Below are 18,410 nucleotides of genomic sequence, written 5' to 3'. Positions count from 1 at the left end.
CCGGGCAAATCATGGACCGTCTGAACGCCATGCGCGTTTTCGTCACCGTCGTCGACCTGGGCAGCCAGTCGGCAGCGGCCGACCACCTGGAGCTGTCACGGCCCGTGGTCTCGCGTTACTTGGCTGAACTGGAAGACTGGGTCGGCGCGAGGCTGATGCAGCGCACCACGCGCAAGCTGAGCCTGACCGCCGCCGGCCAGGAGACCCTGCCCCGCTGCCGCCAGATGCTGGAACTGGCCGGCGACCTGCAAGCAGCCGTGCGCCAGCCCGACGAGGCGCCACGCGGTGAACTGCGCATCAGCGTCAGCACTTCGTTCGGCCAGGCCCAGTTGGTGGATGCGGTGGCGGACTACGTCAAGCGCTACCCGGGCGTGAAGGTCGAGTTGCAGATGCTCGACCGCACCGTCAACCTGGTCGATGAGCGCATCGACCTGGCTATCCGCACCAGCAACGACCTGGACCCGAACTTGATCGCCCGGCGTCTGACCGTCTGCCGCTCGGTGATCTGCGCCTCGCCCAGCTACCTGCGCCAACATCCCGCGCCGCAACGGGTCGAAGACCTCAGCCAGCACAACTGCCTGACCCATGCCTATTTCGGCCACAGCCTCTGGCATTTCGAGGTGGAGGGCCAGTGCGTCGCAGTCCCCGTGCAAGGCAACGTCAGTGCCAACGAAGCCATGACCCTGCAACGGGCGGTCCTGGCCGGAATCGGCATCGCCATGCTACCGACCTACCAGGCCGCCGCCGCGTTGCGCAGTGGTGAACTGGTCTGCCTACTGCCCGATGCCCGGCCACGGGAGCTGAACCTCAACGCCGTCTACACCTCACGCAAGCACATGCCGGCGACCTTGCGCAGCATGCTCGACTTTCTGGCCGAACGCTTCACCGATGAACCGGCCTGGGACCACGGCCTGCCATGGAAGCAGCCACCATCAAGCTGATCTATGCTTTAAACAGCACCAATATGCTGTGGCAGGAGGTGAGCATCATGGGCATCAAATCCAGGAAATGCGCCGTCATCTGTGCCCTGGCCGCGGTGGTCGGGCTCTACGCCACGGCAGCCTGGCGAGTCGAAATGCTGCGCAACCAGCCTAGTTCGGCAGCCAGTTGCAGCCTGGCCCATTGTGTGCCGCACACCGCAACGCTGAGCGCCGTCAGGTAAGGTGACAGCGCCGGGCTGTCACTCCTCGACGCTCATGTATTCCTTGGCCCAGACGATGTAATCCTCGGGCTGGGTGTAGGTGTGCGCCAACTCCGTGGCACTGAGCCCTTCGGCCTTGTTCTGCAGCTTGCGTTGCTCGCGCAGACAGTCGTAGGTCGCCTTGATCGCAGCGAAGTAGGCGCCATGGCCATCGACGGCAACGCGCACGCCCAAGCTCGCCAGGCGCTCGTCGTCGTGCAGGTTCGGGTTGCCGTAGGTGACCAGCATCAGCGGCACCGACAGGTGTTCGGCGATCTTCTCCAACTGCTCGAAATCCTTGACCCCTACCATGCAGATACCATCGGCGCCCGCGCGCTGGTAGCTCTGGGTGCGCACGATCAGTTCCTCAGTCGACAGCACACCGGCGTTGGTTCTGGCGATGATCGACAAAGCCGAATCGACACGCGCCTCCAACGCCGCACGGATCTTGCCGACGCCCTCCTCGACCGGGATCAGGTCGGTGGACTTGCGCCCGAACTGCGCGGGCAGCAGGGTGTCTTCGATGGTCAGCGCGGCCACGCCGGCACGCTCCAGCTCAACGACAGTACGCATCACATTGAGGGCGTTGCCATAGCCGTGGTCGGCGTCGGCGATCACCGGCAATTGCGCCACGCGCCCGATGCGGGTGGCCTGCTCGACGAATTCGCTCAGGGTGATGAGGGCGAAGTCAGGTGCGGCCAGGACCTGCAGCGAAGCGACCGAACCACCGAGGATGCCGACCTCGAAGCCCAGGTCGGCGGCAATGCGCGCAGACATGGGGTCGAACACCGAAGCGGTGTGGTAGCACGAACCTGAAGCCAGAAGTTCGCGAAAGGCAAAACGCAAATCTTGGTGGGAAGCCTTGGGCATGATCACTCCGCAATAACCGTGAAATTGAACTGGTTGACTACCGACCCCTGAAGCGGGTCTACCTGACCTGTTCTTACCGTCGCCATCAGGCGGTCATGCTCGACATGCAGGCAGAAGAATAAAAGGTGTGGGATACAGAGACGAAAAATCCGGTGGCAAACGATTGCACCAAGCTGGTGCAAAGCCCCGGAATTCAGCCTCTGTGGCCAAGGCACGATATCACGCGGCCATGCCGGTCAGGATGAAAGCGCTAATGCCGATCTTGCATAGGGAATGCACGAGTTACATAGGAGGCTATTGAAACTCGCTACACTAGCGGCTTTCCAAGACAAGGTATGACCGTGACCGCCGCTTTGCCTCCCACCGTTCTGCGCAGCGTGCTGATCGCCCTGATGCTGGCGATCTTCCTTGGCGCCCTGGACCAGACCATCGTCGCCGTATCGATGCCGGCCATCTCCGCGCAGTTCAATGATGTCGGGCTGTTGGCTTGGGTCATTTCCGGCTACATGGTGGCCATGACCGTGGCCGTGCCGATCTATGGCAAGCTCGGCGACCTGTATGGCCGACGGCGCATGATCCTCACCGGCACCGCGTTGTTCACCCTCGCCTCGCTGTTCTGCGCCATGGCCCAGAGCATGGAACAACTGGTGCTGGCGCGGGTACTGCAAGGTATCGGCGCAGGCGGCATGGTCTCGGTGAGCCAGGCGATCATCGGCGATTTCGTTGCGCCTCGTGAGCGCGGCCGCTACCAGGGCTACTTCAGCAGCATGTACGCGCTGGCCAGCGTGGCAGGTCCGGTGCTGGGCGGCTGGCTGACCGAATACCTGTCCTGGCGCTGGGTGTTCTGGCTCAACCTGCCGCTGGGCCTGTGCGCGTGGTGGGTGACACGCCGCGCTCTCGCCGGCCTGAGCGTGAACAGACGCCAGGCGCAGGTCGATTACCTTGGCGCAGCCTTGCTGATCCTCGGCTTGGGCAGCCTGATGCTGGGCATCACCTTGGTTGGCCAGGGGCATGCCTGGCAGTCGGCGCCGGTGATTAGCCTGTTGTCTTGCGCCCTGTGCGGTCTGTTGCTGTTCGTGCTCCACGAACGGCGGACCGAAGAGCCCCTGCTGCCGCTGAAGCTGTTCGGCAACCAGGTCGCAACCTTGTGCTGGTGCACTATCTTCTTCACCAGCTTCCAGGCGATCTCGCTGACCATGCTGATGCCGCTGCGCTACCAGAGCATCACCGGCGCCGGCGCCGACAGCGCCGCCCTGCACCTGTTGCCACTGGCCATGGGCTTGCCGGTAGGCGCTTACACCGGTGGACGGCTGACCACCCTGACCGGCCGCTACAAGCCGCAGATCCTGGCCGGAGCCTTGCTGATGCCCTTCGCCATCCTCGGCATGGCCATGACGCCACCCCAGGCGGGCCTGCTCAGCGCGCTGTTCATGCTGCTGACCGGCATCGCCAGTGGCCTGCAGTTTCCCACCTCTCTGGTAGGCACGCAGAACGCGGTGGAGATCAGGGACATCGGCGTGGCCACCAGCACCACCAACCTGTTCCGCTCCCTCGGCGGGGCCATGGGCGTGGCCTGCATGTCCAGCCTTCTACTGGCGATGCTGCACAACGGTGGCCTGGAACTGACCGGCAATCCCCTGCTCGGCAGCCTGCAGGCGGGTGAACCGGATATGGCGACCCAGGCACGTCTGCTAGAAGCCTTCCGTAACTTGCTGCTGGCCAGTGCCGCCGTATCATTGCTGGGTCTTTGCGCCGCGCTGGCCTTGCCGGACCGCCAGTTGCGCGGGCGTCAATAGGAGAACTTGCGCCGCCGCGCCTGCATCACAAACCTTCACAAAGTGTCATTTGCGCAACGCAGGGCTCAAGCGCAACATATCCAGCCCTACGTCGACCCACTTCTCGGCATCGCGCAGCAGGTCGAAGCTGTCCGGCAGCAACAACCAGCGCCCCAGCAGGCCATCTATATAGGCATAGATCGCCAGCGCCGCACGGTCGGGGTCCAGGTCGGCGGGCAATTGGCCACGCCGTACCGCATTGCTCATCGAGAGCGCGATGCCCTGATGGCAGTCGATGGTCGAGTTCTGCCGCTGCTGGCGGATCTCACACATGTCATCGGTGAACTCGCATTTATGATGCAGGATTTCATTGATCCGCCGGGTCCTCGGGTCAAGCACCAACTGGTGCATCAGCTGTACCAACAACTTGCGCATGCAGCCGAGCGGGTCGAGTTCATCCTCGCTCTCGCTGGCGCGGGCCAACGGGTCCAGGCTCTCGTGCAGACTGTCGAGCAAGGCCTGGACCAGCTCGGCCTTGTTGTTGAAGTGCCAGTAGATCGCTCCGCGGGTCACGCCTGCGAGTTCGGCGATGTCAGCCAGGGTGGTACGCGCGACCCCGCGCTTGTAAAAGGCCTTTTCCGCTGCCTCGATGATCTGGCTACGGGTTTCCTGGGCTTCCTCTTTGGTTCGACGGACCATGGCAGTACAACCTCATCAGGGCCCGAGCGCTCACAGGGCGCACGGGAATCAGGTCGGGGGCACCTCTTTCAGGGTGTCACCCGGGGGCATTGAACACACTCCAGGGTGGTAGCGGAGTACCACCACATGGTATTTACAAACAACCATGAATGTAAGTATATTCGTTAGTAAGCTACTAATCCACCGAATAGCGTTTTTTCTGACAAGACACTTCCATTATATTCTTGAGCGTCTCCCAGCTCTTGCGACCCGAGGATCCTCATGCAATTCAAGCCAGCCGTTACCGCTCTGGTTTCCGCCGTCGCCCTGGCAACACTGCTCAGTGGCTGTAATAAAGAAGAAGCAGCGCCAGCGGCGCAGGCTCCTCAGGTCGGCGTCGTGACCCTGCAACCGCAAGCCTTCACCCTGACCTCCGAACTGCCGGGGCGCACCAGTGCCTACCGCGTCGCGGAAGTCCGCCCACAGGTGAATGGCATCATTCTCAAGCGCCTGTTCAAGGAAGGCAGCGAGGTCAAGGAAGGCCAGCAGCTCTACCAGATCGACCCGTCGGTCTACGAGGCCAACCTGGCCAACGCCCAGGCCAACCTGCAAGCCACCCGCTCCCTGGCCGAGCGCTACAAGCAGCTGATCGATGAGCAAGCTGTCAGCAAGCAGGAATACGACGACGCCAATGCCAAACGATTGCAGGCCGAGGCTTCGCTCAAAAGTGCGCAGATCGACCTGCGCTACACCAAGGTCCTGGCACCGATCAGTGGCCGTATTGGCCGTTCTGCGGTCACCGAAGGCGCGCTGGTCAGCAATGGCCAGTCCAATGCCATGGCGACCATCCAGCAACTGGACCCGATCTACGTGGACGTCACCCAGTCTTCGGCCGAGTTGCTCAAGCTGCGCCGCGACCTGGAAAGCGGCCAGTTGCAGAAGGTTGGCGAGAATGCCGCCAAGGTCAAACTGATCCTCGAAGATGGCAGCGCGTTCCCGCAGGAAGGCCGTCTGGAGTTCTCCGAAGTCTCGGTTGACGAAACCACTGGCTCGGTCACCCTGCGCGCCGTGTTCCCGAACCCTGAGCACACCCTGTTGCCGGGCATGTTCGTCCACGCCCGCCTGCAGGCCGGGGTCAATGCCAATGCCATCCTGGCACCGCAGCAAGGCGTGACCCGTGACCTGAAAGGCACGCCGACCGCACTGGTGGTGAACAAGGAAAACAAGGTCGAGCTGCGCCAGCTCAAGGCCAGCCGCACCCTGGGGAGCGACTGGCTGATCGAGGAAGGCCTCAACCCGGGCGACCGCCTGATCACCGAAGGCCTGCAGTTCGTCCGTCCGGGCGTCGAGGTCCAGGTCAGCGAGGCCACCAACGTCAAGAAGCCGGTCAATCCAACCCAGGCCAATGCGGCGAACGCAAGCGCCAAAGGGGAGTAAACCATGTCGAAGTTCTTTATCGATCGCCCGATCTTCGCCTGGGTGATCGCATTGGTGATCATGCTGGTCGGCGCCTTGTCGATCCTGAAGCTACCGATCAACCAATACCCCAGCATCGCCCCGCCGGCCATCGCCATCGCCGTGACCTACCCGGGCGCTTCGGCGCAGACGGTGCAGGACACCGTGGTGCAGGTGATCGAACAGCAGCTCAACGGTATCGACAACCTGCGTTATGTGTCCTCGGAGAGTAACTCCGACGGCAGCATGACCATCACCGCCACCTTCGAGCAGGGCACCAACCCTGACACCGCGCAGGTCCAGGTACAGAACAAGCTGAACCTGGCCACCCCCTTGCTGCCGCAAGAAGTGCAGCAACAAGGTATCCGCGTGACCAAGGCCGTTAAGAACTTCCTGATGGTGATCGGCCTGGTCTCCGAAGACGGCAGCATGACCAAGGACGACCTGGCCAACTACATCGTCTCCAACATGCAGGACCCGATCTCGCGGACCGCGGGCGTCGGTGACTTCCAGGTGTTCGGTGCCCAGTACGCCATGCGTATCTGGCTCGACCCGGCCAAGCTGAACAAGTTCCAGCTGACCCCGAGCGACGTGCGCACCGCGGTCACCGCGCAGAACGTCCAGGTATCAAGCGGCCAGCTCGGCGGCCTGCCTGCACTGCCCGGCACCCAACTGAACGCAACCATCATCGGCAAGACCCGCTTGCAGACCGCCGAGCAGTTCGAAAGAATCCTGCTCAAGGTCAACCGCGACGGCTCCCAGGTGCGCCTGGGCGATGTCGCCACAGTCGGCTTGGGCGGTGAGAACTACGCCATCAGCGCCCAGTTCAACGGCAAGCCGGCCTCGGGCCTGGCGGTCAAGCTGGCCACCGGCGCCAACGCCCTGGATACCGCCAAGGCACTGCGCCAGACCATCAGCGAGCTGGAGCCGTTCTTCCCGCCGGGAATGAAGGCTGTATTCCCGTATGACACCACGCCAGTGGTGACCGAATCGATCAGTGGGGTGATCCACACCCTGATCGAAGCGATCGTGCTGGTGTTCCTGGTGATGTACCTGTTCCTGCAGAACTTCCGCGCCACCATCATCACCACCATGACGGTGCCGGTGGTACTGCTCGGGACCTTCGGCGTCCTCGCCGCCGCCGGTTTCAGCATCAACACCCTGACCATGTTCGCCATGGTCCTGGCCATCGGCCTGCTGGTGGACGATGCCATCGTCGTGGTTGAAAACGTCGAACGGGTCATGTCCGAGGAGGGCCTACCACCGAAGGAAGCGACCAAACGCTCCATGGGCCAGATCCAGGGCGCGCTGGTCGGTATCGCCCTGGTACTCTCGGCGGTACTCCTGCCGATGGCCTTCTTCGGCGGCTCCACCGGGGTGATCTACCGGCAGTTCTCCATCACCATCGTCTCAGCCATGAGCCTGTCGGTGCTGGTAGCGCTGATCTTCACCCCGGCCCTGTGCGCCACCATGCTCAAGCCGCTGAAAAAGGGCGAGCATCATGTGGCCAAGCGCGGCTTCTTCGGCTGGTTCAACCGCAACTTCGACCGCAGCGTGCGTGGCTACGAGCGCAGCGTCGGCAACATTCTGCGCAACAAGATCCCGTACCTGCTGGCCTACGTTCTGATCGTCGTGGGCATGATCTGGCTGTTCACCCGCATCCCGACTGCGTTCCTGCCGGAAGAAGACCAAGGCGTGCTCTTCGCCCAGGTGCAGACCCCAGCCGGTTCCAGTGCCGAACGCACCCAGGTGGTGGTCGACCAGATGCGCGAATACCTACTGACCGAAGAAGCCGATACCGTGTCGTCGGTGTTCACCGTCAACGGCTTCAACTTCGCCGGCCGCGGCCAGAGTTCGGGCATGGCCTTCATCATGCTCAAGCCATGGGATGAGCGCTCTTCGGAAAACAGCGTGTTCAACTTGGCGACCCGCGCCCAGCAGCACTTCTTCAGCTTCCGCGATGCGATGGTGTTCGCCTTCGCTCCGCCAGCGGTACTCGAACTGGGTAACGCCACCGGCTTCGACGTGTTCCTCCAGGATCGCGCCGGTGTCGGCCACGAGAAGCTGATGGAAGCGCGCGACGAGTTCCTCGCCAAGGCCTCGCAGAGCAAGATCCTCTCGGCGGTGCGCCCGAACGGCCTGAACGACGAGCCGCAGTACCAACTGACCGTTGACGACGAGCGTGCCAGCGCCCTGGGCGTGACCATCGCCGACATCAACAACACTCTGTCGATCGCCCTGGGGGGCAGCTACGTCAACGACTTCATCGACCGTGGACGGGTCAAGAAGGTCTACATCCAAGGTGAAGCCAACTCACGGATGAGCCCGGAAGACCTGCAGAAGTGGTACGTGCGCAACGCCGCCGGCGAGATGGTGCCGTTCTCCTCCTTCGCCACCGGCGAGTGGACCTACGGCTCGCCCAAGCTGTCGCGCTACAACGGTGTCGAAGCGGTCGAGGTCCTCGGCGCCCCGGCGCCCGGCTACAGTACCGGTGAAGCCATGGCCGAGGTCGAACGCATCGCCAGCGAGCTGCCGGAGGGTATCGGCTACTCCTGGACCGGCTTGTCCTACGAGGAGAAACTCTCCGGTTCGCAGATGCCGGCGCTGTTCGCCCTCTCGCTGTTGTTCGTGTTCCTCTGCCTGGCAGCGTTGTACGAAAGCTGGTCGATCCCCATCGCGGTCGTGCTGGTGGTGCCACTGGGTATCATCGGTGCGCTGATGGCGGCGAGCATGCGTGGGCTGTCCAACGACGTGTACTTCCTGGTCGGCCTGCTGACCACCATCGGCCTGGCGGCGAAGAACGCGATCCTCATCGTCGAGTTCGCCAAGGAACTGCACGAACAGGGCCGCAGCCTGTTCGACGCGGCGATCGAGGCCTGCCGCATGCGTCTGCGCCCGATCATCATGACCTCGCTGGCATTCATCCTCGGCGTGGTACCGTTGACCATCGCCACCGGCGCGGGCTCGGGCAGCCAGCATGCCATTGGTACTGGCGTGATCGGCGGTATGATCACGGCGACTGTCCTGGCTATCTTCTGGGTGCCGCTGTTCTTCGTTAGCGTGTCGTCGCTGTTCGGCAGAAAGGAGCCGGAAGCCGACGCCACCCCTGAAACTCCACGCTATGAGGCTGGGCAATGAGCAAGTCCCTGTTATCCCTGGCGGTCACCGCTTTCATCCTGGGTGGCTGCTCGCTGATTCCCGATTACCAGACCCCGGAAGCGCCGGTGGCTGCGCAATGGCCGCAAGGCCCTGCGTACTCGCCGGCCGAGTCGGCCGACGTAGCCGCCGCCGAGCAGGGCTGGCGCCAGTTCTTCAATGACCCGGCGCTGCAGCAACTGATCCAGACCGCACTGGTCAACAACCGCGACCTGCGTGTCGCCGCCCTGAACATCGACGCCTACCGGGCGCAGTACCGCATCCAGAGAGCCGATCTGTTCCCGGCGGTCTCGGCCACCGGCAGTGGCAGCCGCCAGCGCGTGCCGGCGAACATGTCGCAGACCGGCGAGTCAGAAATCACCAGCCAGTACTCGGCCACCCTCGGTGTCAGCGCCTACGAGCTGGACCTGTTCGGCCGGGTGCGCAGCCTGAGCCAACAGGCCCTGGAAACCTACCTGTCCAGTGAAGAGGCACGGCGCTCGACGCAGATCAGCCTGGTGGCCAGCGTGGCCAATGCCTACTACACCTGGCAGGCCGACCAAGCCCTGCTCAAGCTGACCGAAGACACCCTCAAGACCTACGAGGAAAGCTACGCGCTGACCAGCCGTAGCAATGAGGTCGGTGTCGCCTCGGCACTGGACCTGAGTCAGGCCCGCACCGCGGTCGAAGGCGCACGAGTCAAGCTGGCCCAGTACCAGCGCCTGGTCGCCCAGGACCTGAACAGCCTGACCGTGCTGCTCGGCACCGGAGTGCCCGCTACCCTGCCGGCGCCACTCAAGCTCGACGCCGACCAGCTGGCCGAGGTGCCTGCCGGGCTGCCATCGGACCTGCTGCAACGCCGTCCGGACATCCAGGAAGCCGAGCACCTGCTCAAAGCCGCCAATGCCAACATCGGCGCCGCCCGCGCAGCCTTCTTCCCGAGCATCAGCCTGACCGCCAATGCCGGGACCCTGAGCCCCGACATGGACGGCCTGTTCAAGGGCGGTTCGGGCACCTGGCTGTTCCAGCCGCAGATCAACCTGCCGATCTTCAACGCCGGCAGCCTGCGCGCCAGCCTGGACTACTCGAAAATCCAGAAGGACATCAACGTCGCCAAGTACGAAAAGACCATCCAGACGGCCTTCCAGGAAGTCTCCGATGGCCTTGCCGCACGCAAGACCTTCAACGAACAGTTGCAGGCGCAACGCGACCTGGTGGCCGCCAACCAGGACTACTACCGCCTGGCTGAACGCCGCTACCGCATCGGCATCGACAGCAACCTGACCTTCCTCGACGCCCAGCGCGGCCTGTTCAGCGCCCAACAGGCCCTGATCAGCGACCGCCTCTCGCAGCTGGTCAGCGAGGTCAACCTGTACAAGGCCCTCGGTGGCGGCTGGTACGAGCGGACCGGCCAGGCCAACCAGCAAGCCTCGCTGGAAACGCCGAAAGGCTGATTGTCCTGCAGTACAAGAAGCCCACCCTTACGGTGGGCTTTTTCATGGGCGTTCGCAGGAGCACGGGGCAACTGACACCTGTCAGTAGTCAGCGTCGACCACAGAGCCTGCCCTGCACCAGACGCTGTCAGAAAAACTTCAATTTCGTTCGATAACCGCCCATTTCCGTTTGTCACGAATTGCTTCACCTCTTCCCTTTTTCGCACCATCGCCTCGCAACGTTGCACAGGTTCATCCCGATTGCGTCCTCCTGCGGCCACACCCTCCGCAGCGAACCCGCTCGCCCATAAAAACAAGAGATCCACGACAGATGAGCACTTTGCAACCCGCACGCCAGCTACTACCCGGTCTGTTGGCCATGACTTGCGCCCTGCCCGCCTTGGCCGCCGAAGACGGCTTCCTGGACGGCGCCAAGGCCAGCCTCAACCTGCGCAACTTCTACCTCAACCGCAACTTCGTCGACCCGGCCAATCCCCAGGGCAAGGCAGAGGAATGGACCCAGAGCTTCATCCTCGACGCCCGCTCCGGATTCACCGAGGGTTCCGTCGGTTTCGGCGTGGATGTGCTGGGGCTTTACTCGATCAAGCTCGACGGCGGCAAAGGCACCGCCGGTACCCACCTGTTGCCGGTGCATGACGACGGACGCCCGGCCGATGACTTCGGCCGTTTGGGCGTGGCCCTCAAGGCGCGGATCTCGCAGACCGAACTGAAAGTCGGCGAGTGGATGCCGGTGCTGCCGATCCTGCGGTCCGATGATGGCCGCTCGCTGCCGCAGACCTTCCGCGGCGGCCAGCTGACCTCCAATGAAGTCGAGAACCTGACGCTCTATGCCGGGCAGTTCCGCGGCAACAGCCCGCGCAATGACGCAAGTATGGAAGACATGTCGCTCAATGGCAGGCCAGACTTCACCTCGGACCGCTTCAACTTCGCCGGCGGCGAATACAGCTTCAACGACCAGCGCACGATGATTGGCCTGTGGGATGCCCAACTCAAGGACATCTACCGCCAGCAGTACCTCAACCTGGTACATAGCCAGCCCCTGGGCGACTGGACCCTCGGCGCCAATCTCGGCTACTTCATCGGCAAGGAGGACGGCGCCGAACGCGCCGGCAAGCTCGACAACCGCACCGCGTCAGCCATGCTCTCGGCACGCTACGGCGGCCATACCGTCTATCTCGGCCTGCAGAAGGTCAGCGGCGACGATGCCTGGTTGCGGGTCAACGGCACCAGCGGCGGCAGCCTGGCCAACGACAGCTACAACGCCAGCTTCGACAATGCCGGCGAGCGCTCCTGGCAACTGCGTCACGACTTCAACTTCGTGACCGTCGGCTTGCCTGGCCTGACCTTGATGAACCGCTACATCAAAGGCGACAAGGTGCAGATCGGCGGGCGCAACGATGGCAAGGAATGGGCACGGGAAACCGAACTGGCCTATGTCATCCAGGCAGGAAGCCTCAAGGACCTGTCGGTGAAATGGCGCAACTCGACCATGCGCCGTGACTTCAGCAGCAATGCCTTCGACGAAAACCGCCTGATCGTCAGCTATCCGTTCGACCTGCTGTAAGCCCCAGAAAGCGGCGTGCAAGCGCCGCCTCTATGCATATGCATAAAACATATAAAAACACTTATGGAGCTTTGTTGACGATATATGTAACAAAGGCTAAAAACGAGCCCTGTATCTATCACCGCAGAGCCTCGACATGGACCTTCGCCAACTGCGCTACTTCATCGCCCTGACCGAGTACCGCAGTTTCGTGCGTGCCGCCGATGCCATGGGCATCACTCAGCCGGCTTTCAGCCGGGCAATCCAGGGGCTGGAGCAGGAACTGGGATGCGTGCTGGTGGACCGTGGCAGCAAGATCCTGCAGCCAACCCCAGAAGGCCAGATGGTCCTGCAGCATGCCCGGCGCTTGGTCCAGGGTGCTGCGCAGTTGAGCAACGACGTTCTGCAGATGACCAAGCTCGATGCGGGCGAGTTGCAGTTCGGTTGTGGTCCGGCGCTGGCGGTGCAATTGGTGCCTCAAGCGCTTGGGCACTTCATTGAAACTCATCCGGGAATCCGCACCCGGGTGCAGGTCGACAATGCCGAACAGCTTGGCCAGGCCCTGCGTCGCGAGCAAATCGAGTTCTTCGTCGACGACGTCCGCCCCTTCGAAGCCGACCCGAACTTCCATACCGAGCCACTGACACCACGGCCGGGCCTGTTCTTCTGCCGCCCAGGCCATCCGCTGCTGGGCAAGGACAGCCTGTCGACCAACGACCTGTTCGCCTATCCCCTGGCCAGCGCCCTGCTTACTCCCGGAGTGCGCAAGCGCCTGGCCAATCTCAGCGGCCGCAGCGATTTCACCCCTCACCTGCAGACCGAACACCTGTCGATCCTGCGCAGTGTGGTCCTGGCCAGCAATGCCATCGGCACTGCCAGCGAGGAGGCACTGGCCGATGACCTGGCTGAAGGCCGGTTGGTGCGCCTGCACTGGCGCAACCTGCCACCGGGGCTGGAGGTGCTGAGCGTGCGCTGTGGCGTGGTCAGCCGCAGCGGTTACCGGCTGTCGCCGGCGGCACGGGCGATGATCGACACCCTGGTCAACCTCGATGCCCAGCCATTGCCCGCAGACGCTCTACGTCGAGGATCTCCACCTCGCCATATCCCAGACGCACCACGCCCTCCTGCTGCAGGTTCTTGAGGATCTGGTTGGTGGTCTGGCGCGACAGCGAAAGCATCAGCGCCAGTTGCTCCTGGGACAGTTGCAGGCACCATTGCGGCGTATCGCGTTCGCCGTAGCCTTCGGCGATCTGCAGCAACCGGTGCGCCAGGCGAGGGGCAGCAGCCAGCAGGCTCTGCTGTTCCAGGGCAACGAAGACCCAACGCAGCTTCTGGCTCATCAACAGGGCCAAGTCACGCCAATGCTGAGGTTCCCGGCCAAGCCACTCCAGCAGCGCCACCTGAGGGACCCACAACAGGCAGGTAGCACCTTCGGCGAACGCATCGTGGGTGCGCGGCTGACCATCGAACAGGCTGATCTCACCGAACCAGTGCGGCGGCTCGACCAGGGTCAACAGCGCCTCCTTGCCCTCGCTGCTGACCGCGCCCACCCGCATCGCCCCCTGCAACACCGCGTAGAGCCCACAGGGCGCATCGCCACGCTGGAACAGGCACTGGCCCGGCGCCAACTCACGGGGTCGGGCCAATGCCAACAGGCTATCCTGAACAGTAGCGGGCAACTGTCTGAACCAATGGCCATGCAACAATTGATTGCGCCAAGCGCGAGGGTTGTCCATGACACCTCTTTAGCTGAACTCTGTCGTCCAGGCGACAGACGACGGCAAATGATCAGGGCAAGCTGCAGCTACCCCTGATGGAGGAACAACAATGAAAAGCCTCGTCGAACATTTGAGTCAATATGCCACCTATCACCGCGATCCGCGCAACATCGCCACGCACTTCGTGGGCATCCCGCTGATCGTGCTGGCGGTGACCATCCTTCTCTCCCGTCCTGGCTGGGCCATGGGCGGGGCGTGGCTGTCGCCGGCAATGCTGGTGGCCGCAGCTTCGGTCTGGTTCTACCTACGTCTGGACCTACGTTTCGGCCTGGTCATGGGGCTGTTGCTGGGCTTGTGCCTGTGGGCTGGCCAGGTCCTGGCCATGCAAACCACCGCCCTGTGGCTGAGCGCTGGCCTGGGGGCCTTCGTGATCGGCTGGGTGATCCAGTTCGTCGGGCATTACTACGAAGGCCGCAAACCGGCATTCGTCGACGATATCAGCGGGCTGATCATTGGCCCGCTGTTCGTGGTGGCGGAGCTGGCCTTTCTGCTCGGCCTATGCCCCGAGTTGAAACGGGCCATAGAAGCCAATGCCGGGCCGGTGACGATCCGGCAAGCCAGCTCGCAGGTTCAGCGCCGGCCATAGGTAAGGGCGTAGGTCCCGTAGGAGCGGGCTTGCCCGCTCCTCCAGCGTCTGTCACAGAAATCGAGGCGACGCCTCAGCCCCGCGACTCGACTCCCAGCTCATCCCACACCGACTCGGCCAGGTGGAAGGTGGCATTGGCCGCCGGGATGCCACAATAGATCGCACTCTGCATCAGCACTTCCTTGATCTCGTCGCGGGTCACGCCGTTGTTGGCAGCCGCGCGCAGATGCAGTTTGAGTTCATCGTTGCGGTTCATGCCGATCAGCATAGCGATGGTGATCAGGCTACGGGTGTGCCGGGGCAGGCCCGGTCGGGTCCAGATATCACCCCAGGCGTGACGGGTGATCATCTCCTGGAACTCGCCATTGAAGTCGTTGAGCTTCTCCAGGCTGCGGTCCACATGGGCATCGCCAAGCACGGCGCGGCGCACCTGCATACCAGCGTCGTAACGTTGTTTCTCGTCCACGGCAAACTCCTCAGCGGGCCAGCAGGAAATCGGCGACGCGGCGGCTGAACGGTTCGCCGACCTCGACATTGGAAAGGTGGGCAGCGTGGAACTCGGCATACTCGGCGCCGGCCACTCGTTCCTGGATGAACAACCCACCGGACGGCGGCGTGACCGCATCGGCGCTGCCGGAGATCACCAGCAACGGCACCTTGATCTGACCCAGTTGATCACGGAAATCGGCGTCACGCACCGCGCCGCAGTTGGCCGCATACCCCTCAGGGGAGGTGGCTGCGAGCATGTCGGTGATGCGCTTGACCTGCTCGGCGTGGGCCGCGGAATAGGCCGGGGTGAACCACCGCTCGATAGAGGCATCGCGCAGGCCGCGCATGGCCGCCGGACCGTCGCGCAAGACCATCTCGATGCGCGGGTTCCAGGTCTGCGGCGAGCCGATCTTGGCAGCGGTATTGCAGACCACCAGGCGCTTGAGGCGCTCGCCGGCGTTGATGCCCAGCCACTGACCGATCAGGCCGCCCATGGACAGGCCGCAGAAATGCGCCTGTTCGATCTTCAGCGCATCCAGCAGGGCCAGCACGTCACGGCCCAATTGCTCGATGCTGTAGGGGCCTTCGGTCACCAGCGAACCGCCATGGCCACGGGTGTCGTAGCGCAGCACGCGAAAGTGCTCGGTCCACTCCGGGATCTGGGTGTCCCACATGTGCAGGTCGGTACCCAGGGAATTGGACAGCACCAGTACCAGGGCATGCTCCGGGCCGTCGAGTTGGTAGTTCAGTACGCCATCGGCCAGTTGCAATTGAGGCACAGCGGTCTCCTTCAGGCAGTGAAACGTTGATGTTCAGCGACGGCCCGGGCCACCCATACACGGGCCTGGCCGAGGTAGTGGGCCGGGTCGAGCAGCCGGTCGAGTTCTTCAGCGGACAGTTCGCCACTCACCTGTGGCTCATCGCCCAGTACCGCGCGTAGGTGGCGCTGTTCGGCAACGGCACGCTGGCAACACTGCTCCAGCAGGTGATGGGCGCGGTCGCGCCCCAGGCGTTGGGCCAGGACGATACTCACCGCTTCGGCCAACACCAGGCCCTGAGTCAGGTCAAGGTTGCGGCGCATGCGCGCGGCGTCCACTTCCATACCCTCGGCGATGATCTGCGCCTGGCGCAGCGAGCCGGAGACCAGGCAGCAGATCTCCGGCAGGGTTTCCCATTCGGCATGCCACAGGCCAAGACTGCGCTCATGCTCCTGGGGCATGGCCGCGAACAGCGTGGCCAGCAGGCCCGGCACGCGGGTCGCGGCGCTGATCAGCACCGCCGCCCCCACCGGGTTGCGCTTGTGCGGCATGGTCGAGGAGCCGCCCTTGCCCGGCGCGGACGGCTCGAACAGCTCGCCCGCCTCGGTCTGCATCAGCAGGCTGAGGTCGCGGCCGAGCTTGCCCAGGCTGCCGGCGATCAGACCGAGCACCGATGCGAACTCCACCAAACGGTCGCGCTGGGTGTGCCAGGGCTGCTCCGGCAGGGTCAGCTGCAGTTGTCCGGCCAGGGCCTCGGCCACCGGCAGCGCCTTGCTGCCAAGTGCCGCCAGGGTCCCGGAGGCGCCGCCGAACTGCAGGCACAGCAGGCGTGGACGCAACTCCTGCAGGCGCTGGCGGTGACGGGTCAGGGCGCCGAGCCAACCTGCGATCTTCATGCCCAAGGTCACCGGGGTGGCGTGCTGCAGCCAGGTGCGCCCCACCAGGGGGGTGTCGGCGTGCAGCAAGGCTTGCCGCGCCAAGGAATCGGCCAATTGCGCAAGGTCGGCCTCGATCAGCCCCAAGGCGTCGCGAAGCTGGATGACCAGGCCGCTGTCCATGGCGTCCTGGCTGGTCGCTCCCAAGTGCACGTAGCGCTCGGCTTCCGGTACGTCGCTGGCAACCACCTTGCCCAACGCCTTGACCAGCGGAATCGCCGAGTTGCCGGCGATGGCGATGGCCTCGGCCAGGGCCTGGGCGTCGTAATGCTCGGCCCGACAGGCCGCCTCGATGGCGGCCACCGCGCTGGGGGGCACCAGGCCGGCATCGGCCTCGGCGCGGGCCAGAGCGGCTTCGAAATCGAGCATGCCCTGCAGCCGGCCATGGTCGGAGAAGACCTCACGCATGGCCGGTGCAGTGAAGTAGGCATCGAACAACTGGTTGTCCGCTCGTTGCGTCATTACAGGTCCTTAATGATCGTGATGCAGGTACGCCGCCTGTTTCGGCAGCCGCAGGCTGAACAGGAAGGCCACCGCCATCATGGCCGTCACGTACCAATAGAAGGTGTTCTCCATTCCCAGGGATTTCAAGCCCAAGGCCACGTATTCGGCCGAACCGCCGAACACGGCATTGGCCACGGCATAGGCCAGGCCAACGCCCAGGGCGCGCACCTGGGGCGGGAACATCTCGGCTTTGACCAGGCCACTGATGGAGGTATAGAAACTGACGATGCAGAGGGCCAGAGTGATCAGCACAAAGGCCAGGAACGGGCTGCTGACCGTCTTCAAGGCCATCAGCAGCGGCACAGTGAACAGGGTCCCCAGGGCGCCGAACAGCAGCATCGAGTTACGCCGGCCGATACGGTCGGAAAGCATGCCGAAGAACGGCTGCATGCACATGTAGAGGAACAGCGCGCCAGTCATCACGAAGCTAGCGTTCTTGGCGTTCATCCCGGCAGTGTTGACCAGGTACTTCTGCATGTAGGTGGTGAAGGTGTAGAAGATCAGCGAACCGCCAGCAGTGTAACCAAGCACAGTGATGAACGCCGCCGCGTGGTTGCGGAACAGGCCACTGATGGTGCCGGCCTCCTTGTTCTGGCGGGTTTCGGCGCTGCTGGTTTCTTCCAGCGAACGACGCAGCATCAGCGAGATCAGCGCGGCCACCGCCCCCACCACGAAGGGAATGCGCCAACCCCAGGCGCGCAGCTCGTCTTCGCTGAGCATCTGCTGCAGGATCACGACCACCAACACGGCCAGCAACTGGCCGCCGATCAAGGTCACGTACTGGAAGGAGGCGAAGAAGCCGCGCTGGCCACGCAACGCCACCTCGCTCATGTAGGTCGCCGTAGTGCCGTATTCGCCGCCCACCGACAATCCCTGGAACAGACGCGCCAGCAACAGCAGCGCGGGCGCCCAGGCGCCAATGCTGGCGTAGGTCGGCAAGCAAGCGATCACCAGGGATCCGGCGCACATCATCAGCACCGAGATCATCAATGAGTTCTTGCGGCCATGGCGGTCAGCTACCCGGCCGAACAGCCAGCCACCGATCGGTCGCATCAGGAAGCCGGCGGCGAATACCCCGGCGGTATTGAGCAGTTGTACGGTTGGGTCGTCGGAAGGGAAGAACGCCGGGGCGAAGTAGATAGCGCAGAAGGCATAGACGTAGAAGTCGAACCATTCCACAAGGTTGCCCGAAGAGGCACCCACGATGGCGAAGATGCGCTTACTGCGCTCTTCCCCGGTGTAATAGGCTGAAGTCATGCGGTTTTACTCC

Annotated in this window: 16 protein-coding genes; 9 read left to right on the top strand and 7 right to left on the bottom strand. The window is 63.5% G+C overall.

Translation table 11 applies throughout. The features are described from left to right. Positions 1-11: 11 nt before the first annotated feature. Positions 12-941: a LysR family transcriptional regulator gene (locus tag ACYU03_RS05630; protein ID WP_461888715.1), complete on the top strand. Its 930-nt coding sequence runs from the start codon at positions 12-14 to the stop codon at positions 939-941. Then, a complete protein-coding gene (locus tag ACYU03_RS05625) occupies positions 917-1,162 on the top strand; it encodes a hypothetical protein (RefSeq protein WP_461888714.1) in 246 nt (81 codons plus the stop codon). Before ACYU03_RS05630 ends, ACYU03_RS05625 begins: the two co-directional genes overlap by 25 nt. 18 nt (positions 1,163-1,180) lie before the next feature. On the opposite strand, the gene ACYU03_RS05620 is transcribed toward ACYU03_RS05625, so the two are convergent. After that, positions 1,181-2,050 carry an isocitrate lyase/PEP mutase family protein gene (locus ACYU03_RS05620; RefSeq protein ID WP_461888712.1) on the bottom strand — a complete coding sequence of 290 codons (870 nt, stop codon included), beginning with the start codon at positions 2,048-2,050 and terminating at the stop codon, positions 1,181-1,183. 341 nt (positions 2,051-2,391) lie between these two features. Between ACYU03_RS05620 and ACYU03_RS05615 the strand changes: the two genes are divergently transcribed. After that, entirely contained in the window at positions 2,392-3,846 is a 1,455-nt protein-coding gene (locus ACYU03_RS05615; protein ID WP_461891403.1) for an MDR family MFS transporter, read from the top strand. 45 nt (positions 3,847-3,891) lie between these two features. Here ACYU03_RS05615 and ACYU03_RS05610 read toward each other — a convergent pair whose 3' ends face one another. Beyond that, positions 3,892-4,524, bottom strand: a complete 633-nt coding sequence (locus tag ACYU03_RS05610; RefSeq protein ID WP_461888710.1) for a TetR family transcriptional regulator — start codon at positions 4,522-4,524, stop codon at positions 3,892-3,894. A gap of 261 nt (positions 4,525-4,785) precedes the next feature. Between ACYU03_RS05610 and ACYU03_RS05605 the strand changes: the two genes are divergently transcribed. From ACYU03_RS05605 to ACYU03_RS05585, 5 genes are all read left to right on the top strand, one after another. Then, positions 4,786-5,940, top strand: coding sequence for an efflux RND transporter periplasmic adaptor subunit (locus ACYU03_RS05605; RefSeq protein ID WP_461888708.1), 1,155 nt, complete (start codon positions 4,786-4,788; stop codon positions 5,938-5,940). A gap of 3 nt (positions 5,941-5,943) precedes the next feature. After that, positions 5,944-9,096 (top strand): multidrug efflux RND transporter permease subunit TtgB, encoded by a 3,153-nt coding sequence (ttgB, locus tag ACYU03_RS05600; RefSeq protein ID WP_461888706.1) that lies wholly within the window; start codon positions 5,944-5,946, stop codon positions 9,094-9,096. Next, positions 9,093-10,547, top strand: coding sequence for an AdeC/AdeK/OprM family multidrug efflux complex outer membrane factor (locus ACYU03_RS05595; protein ID WP_461888704.1), 1,455 nt, complete (start codon positions 9,093-9,095; stop codon positions 10,545-10,547). The genes ttgB and ACYU03_RS05595 overlap by 4 nt, the downstream gene beginning before the upstream one ends. 358 nt (positions 10,548-10,905) lie before the next feature. After that, complete coding sequence (locus ACYU03_RS05590) at positions 10,906-12,111, top strand: OprD family porin (protein WP_461891402.1); 1,206 nt, start codon at positions 10,906-10,908, stop codon at positions 12,109-12,111. A gap of 136 nt (positions 12,112-12,247) precedes the next feature. Beyond that, positions 12,248-13,231, top strand: a complete 984-nt coding sequence (locus ACYU03_RS05585) for a LysR family transcriptional regulator (RefSeq protein ID WP_461888702.1) — start codon at positions 12,248-12,250, stop codon at positions 13,229-13,231. Here ACYU03_RS05585 and ACYU03_RS05580 read toward each other — a convergent pair. Next, on the bottom strand, positions 13,131-13,826 hold the full coding sequence (locus tag ACYU03_RS05580) for a Crp/Fnr family transcriptional regulator (protein ID WP_461888700.1): 696 nt from the start codon (positions 13,824-13,826) through the stop codon (positions 13,131-13,133). The genes ACYU03_RS05585 and ACYU03_RS05580 overlap by 101 nt on opposite strands. A 91-nt stretch (positions 13,827-13,917) precedes the next feature. Here ACYU03_RS05580 and ACYU03_RS05575 point away from each other — a divergent pair, with 91 nt between their 5' ends. Next, positions 13,918-14,454: an Mpo1 family 2-hydroxy fatty acid dioxygenase gene (locus ACYU03_RS05575; protein ID WP_461888698.1), complete on the top strand. Its 537-nt coding sequence runs from the start codon at positions 13,918-13,920 to the stop codon at positions 14,452-14,454. A 73-nt stretch (positions 14,455-14,527) separates the two neighbouring features. Here the strand turns inward: ACYU03_RS05575 and pcaC are convergent, their stop codons facing one another. Genes pcaC through ACYU03_RS05555 form a run of 4 tightly spaced genes read right to left on the bottom strand, consistent with a single transcriptional unit; the run spans position 14,528 to position 18,397 of the window. Continuing rightward, positions 14,528-14,920, bottom strand: a complete 393-nt coding sequence (gene pcaC, locus ACYU03_RS05570; RefSeq protein ID WP_028635111.1) for a 4-carboxymuconolactone decarboxylase — start codon at positions 14,918-14,920, stop codon at positions 14,528-14,530. A gap of 10 nt (positions 14,921-14,930) precedes the next feature. Beyond that, complete coding sequence (gene pcaD / locus ACYU03_RS05565) at positions 14,931-15,722, bottom strand: 3-oxoadipate enol-lactonase (protein ID WP_461888695.1); 792 nt, start codon at positions 15,720-15,722, stop codon at positions 14,931-14,933. A gap of 11 nt (positions 15,723-15,733) precedes the next feature. Beyond that, positions 15,734-17,098: a 3-carboxy-cis,cis-muconate cycloisomerase gene (locus ACYU03_RS05560; protein ID WP_461888693.1), complete on the bottom strand. Its 1,365-nt coding sequence runs from the start codon at positions 17,096-17,098 to the stop codon at positions 15,734-15,736. 9 nt (positions 17,099-17,107) lie between these two features. Further along, entirely contained in the window at positions 17,108-18,397 is a 1,290-nt protein-coding gene (locus tag ACYU03_RS05555; protein ID WP_461888691.1) for an MFS family transporter, read from the bottom strand. Between the last annotated feature and the right edge of the window lie 13 nt (positions 18,398-18,410).

The organism is Pseudomonas sp. X10, assembly GCF_054889225.1.
The sequence above is the reverse complement of the archived record's forward strand: the minus strand, read 5'-3'. Positions and strand labels throughout refer to the sequence as shown.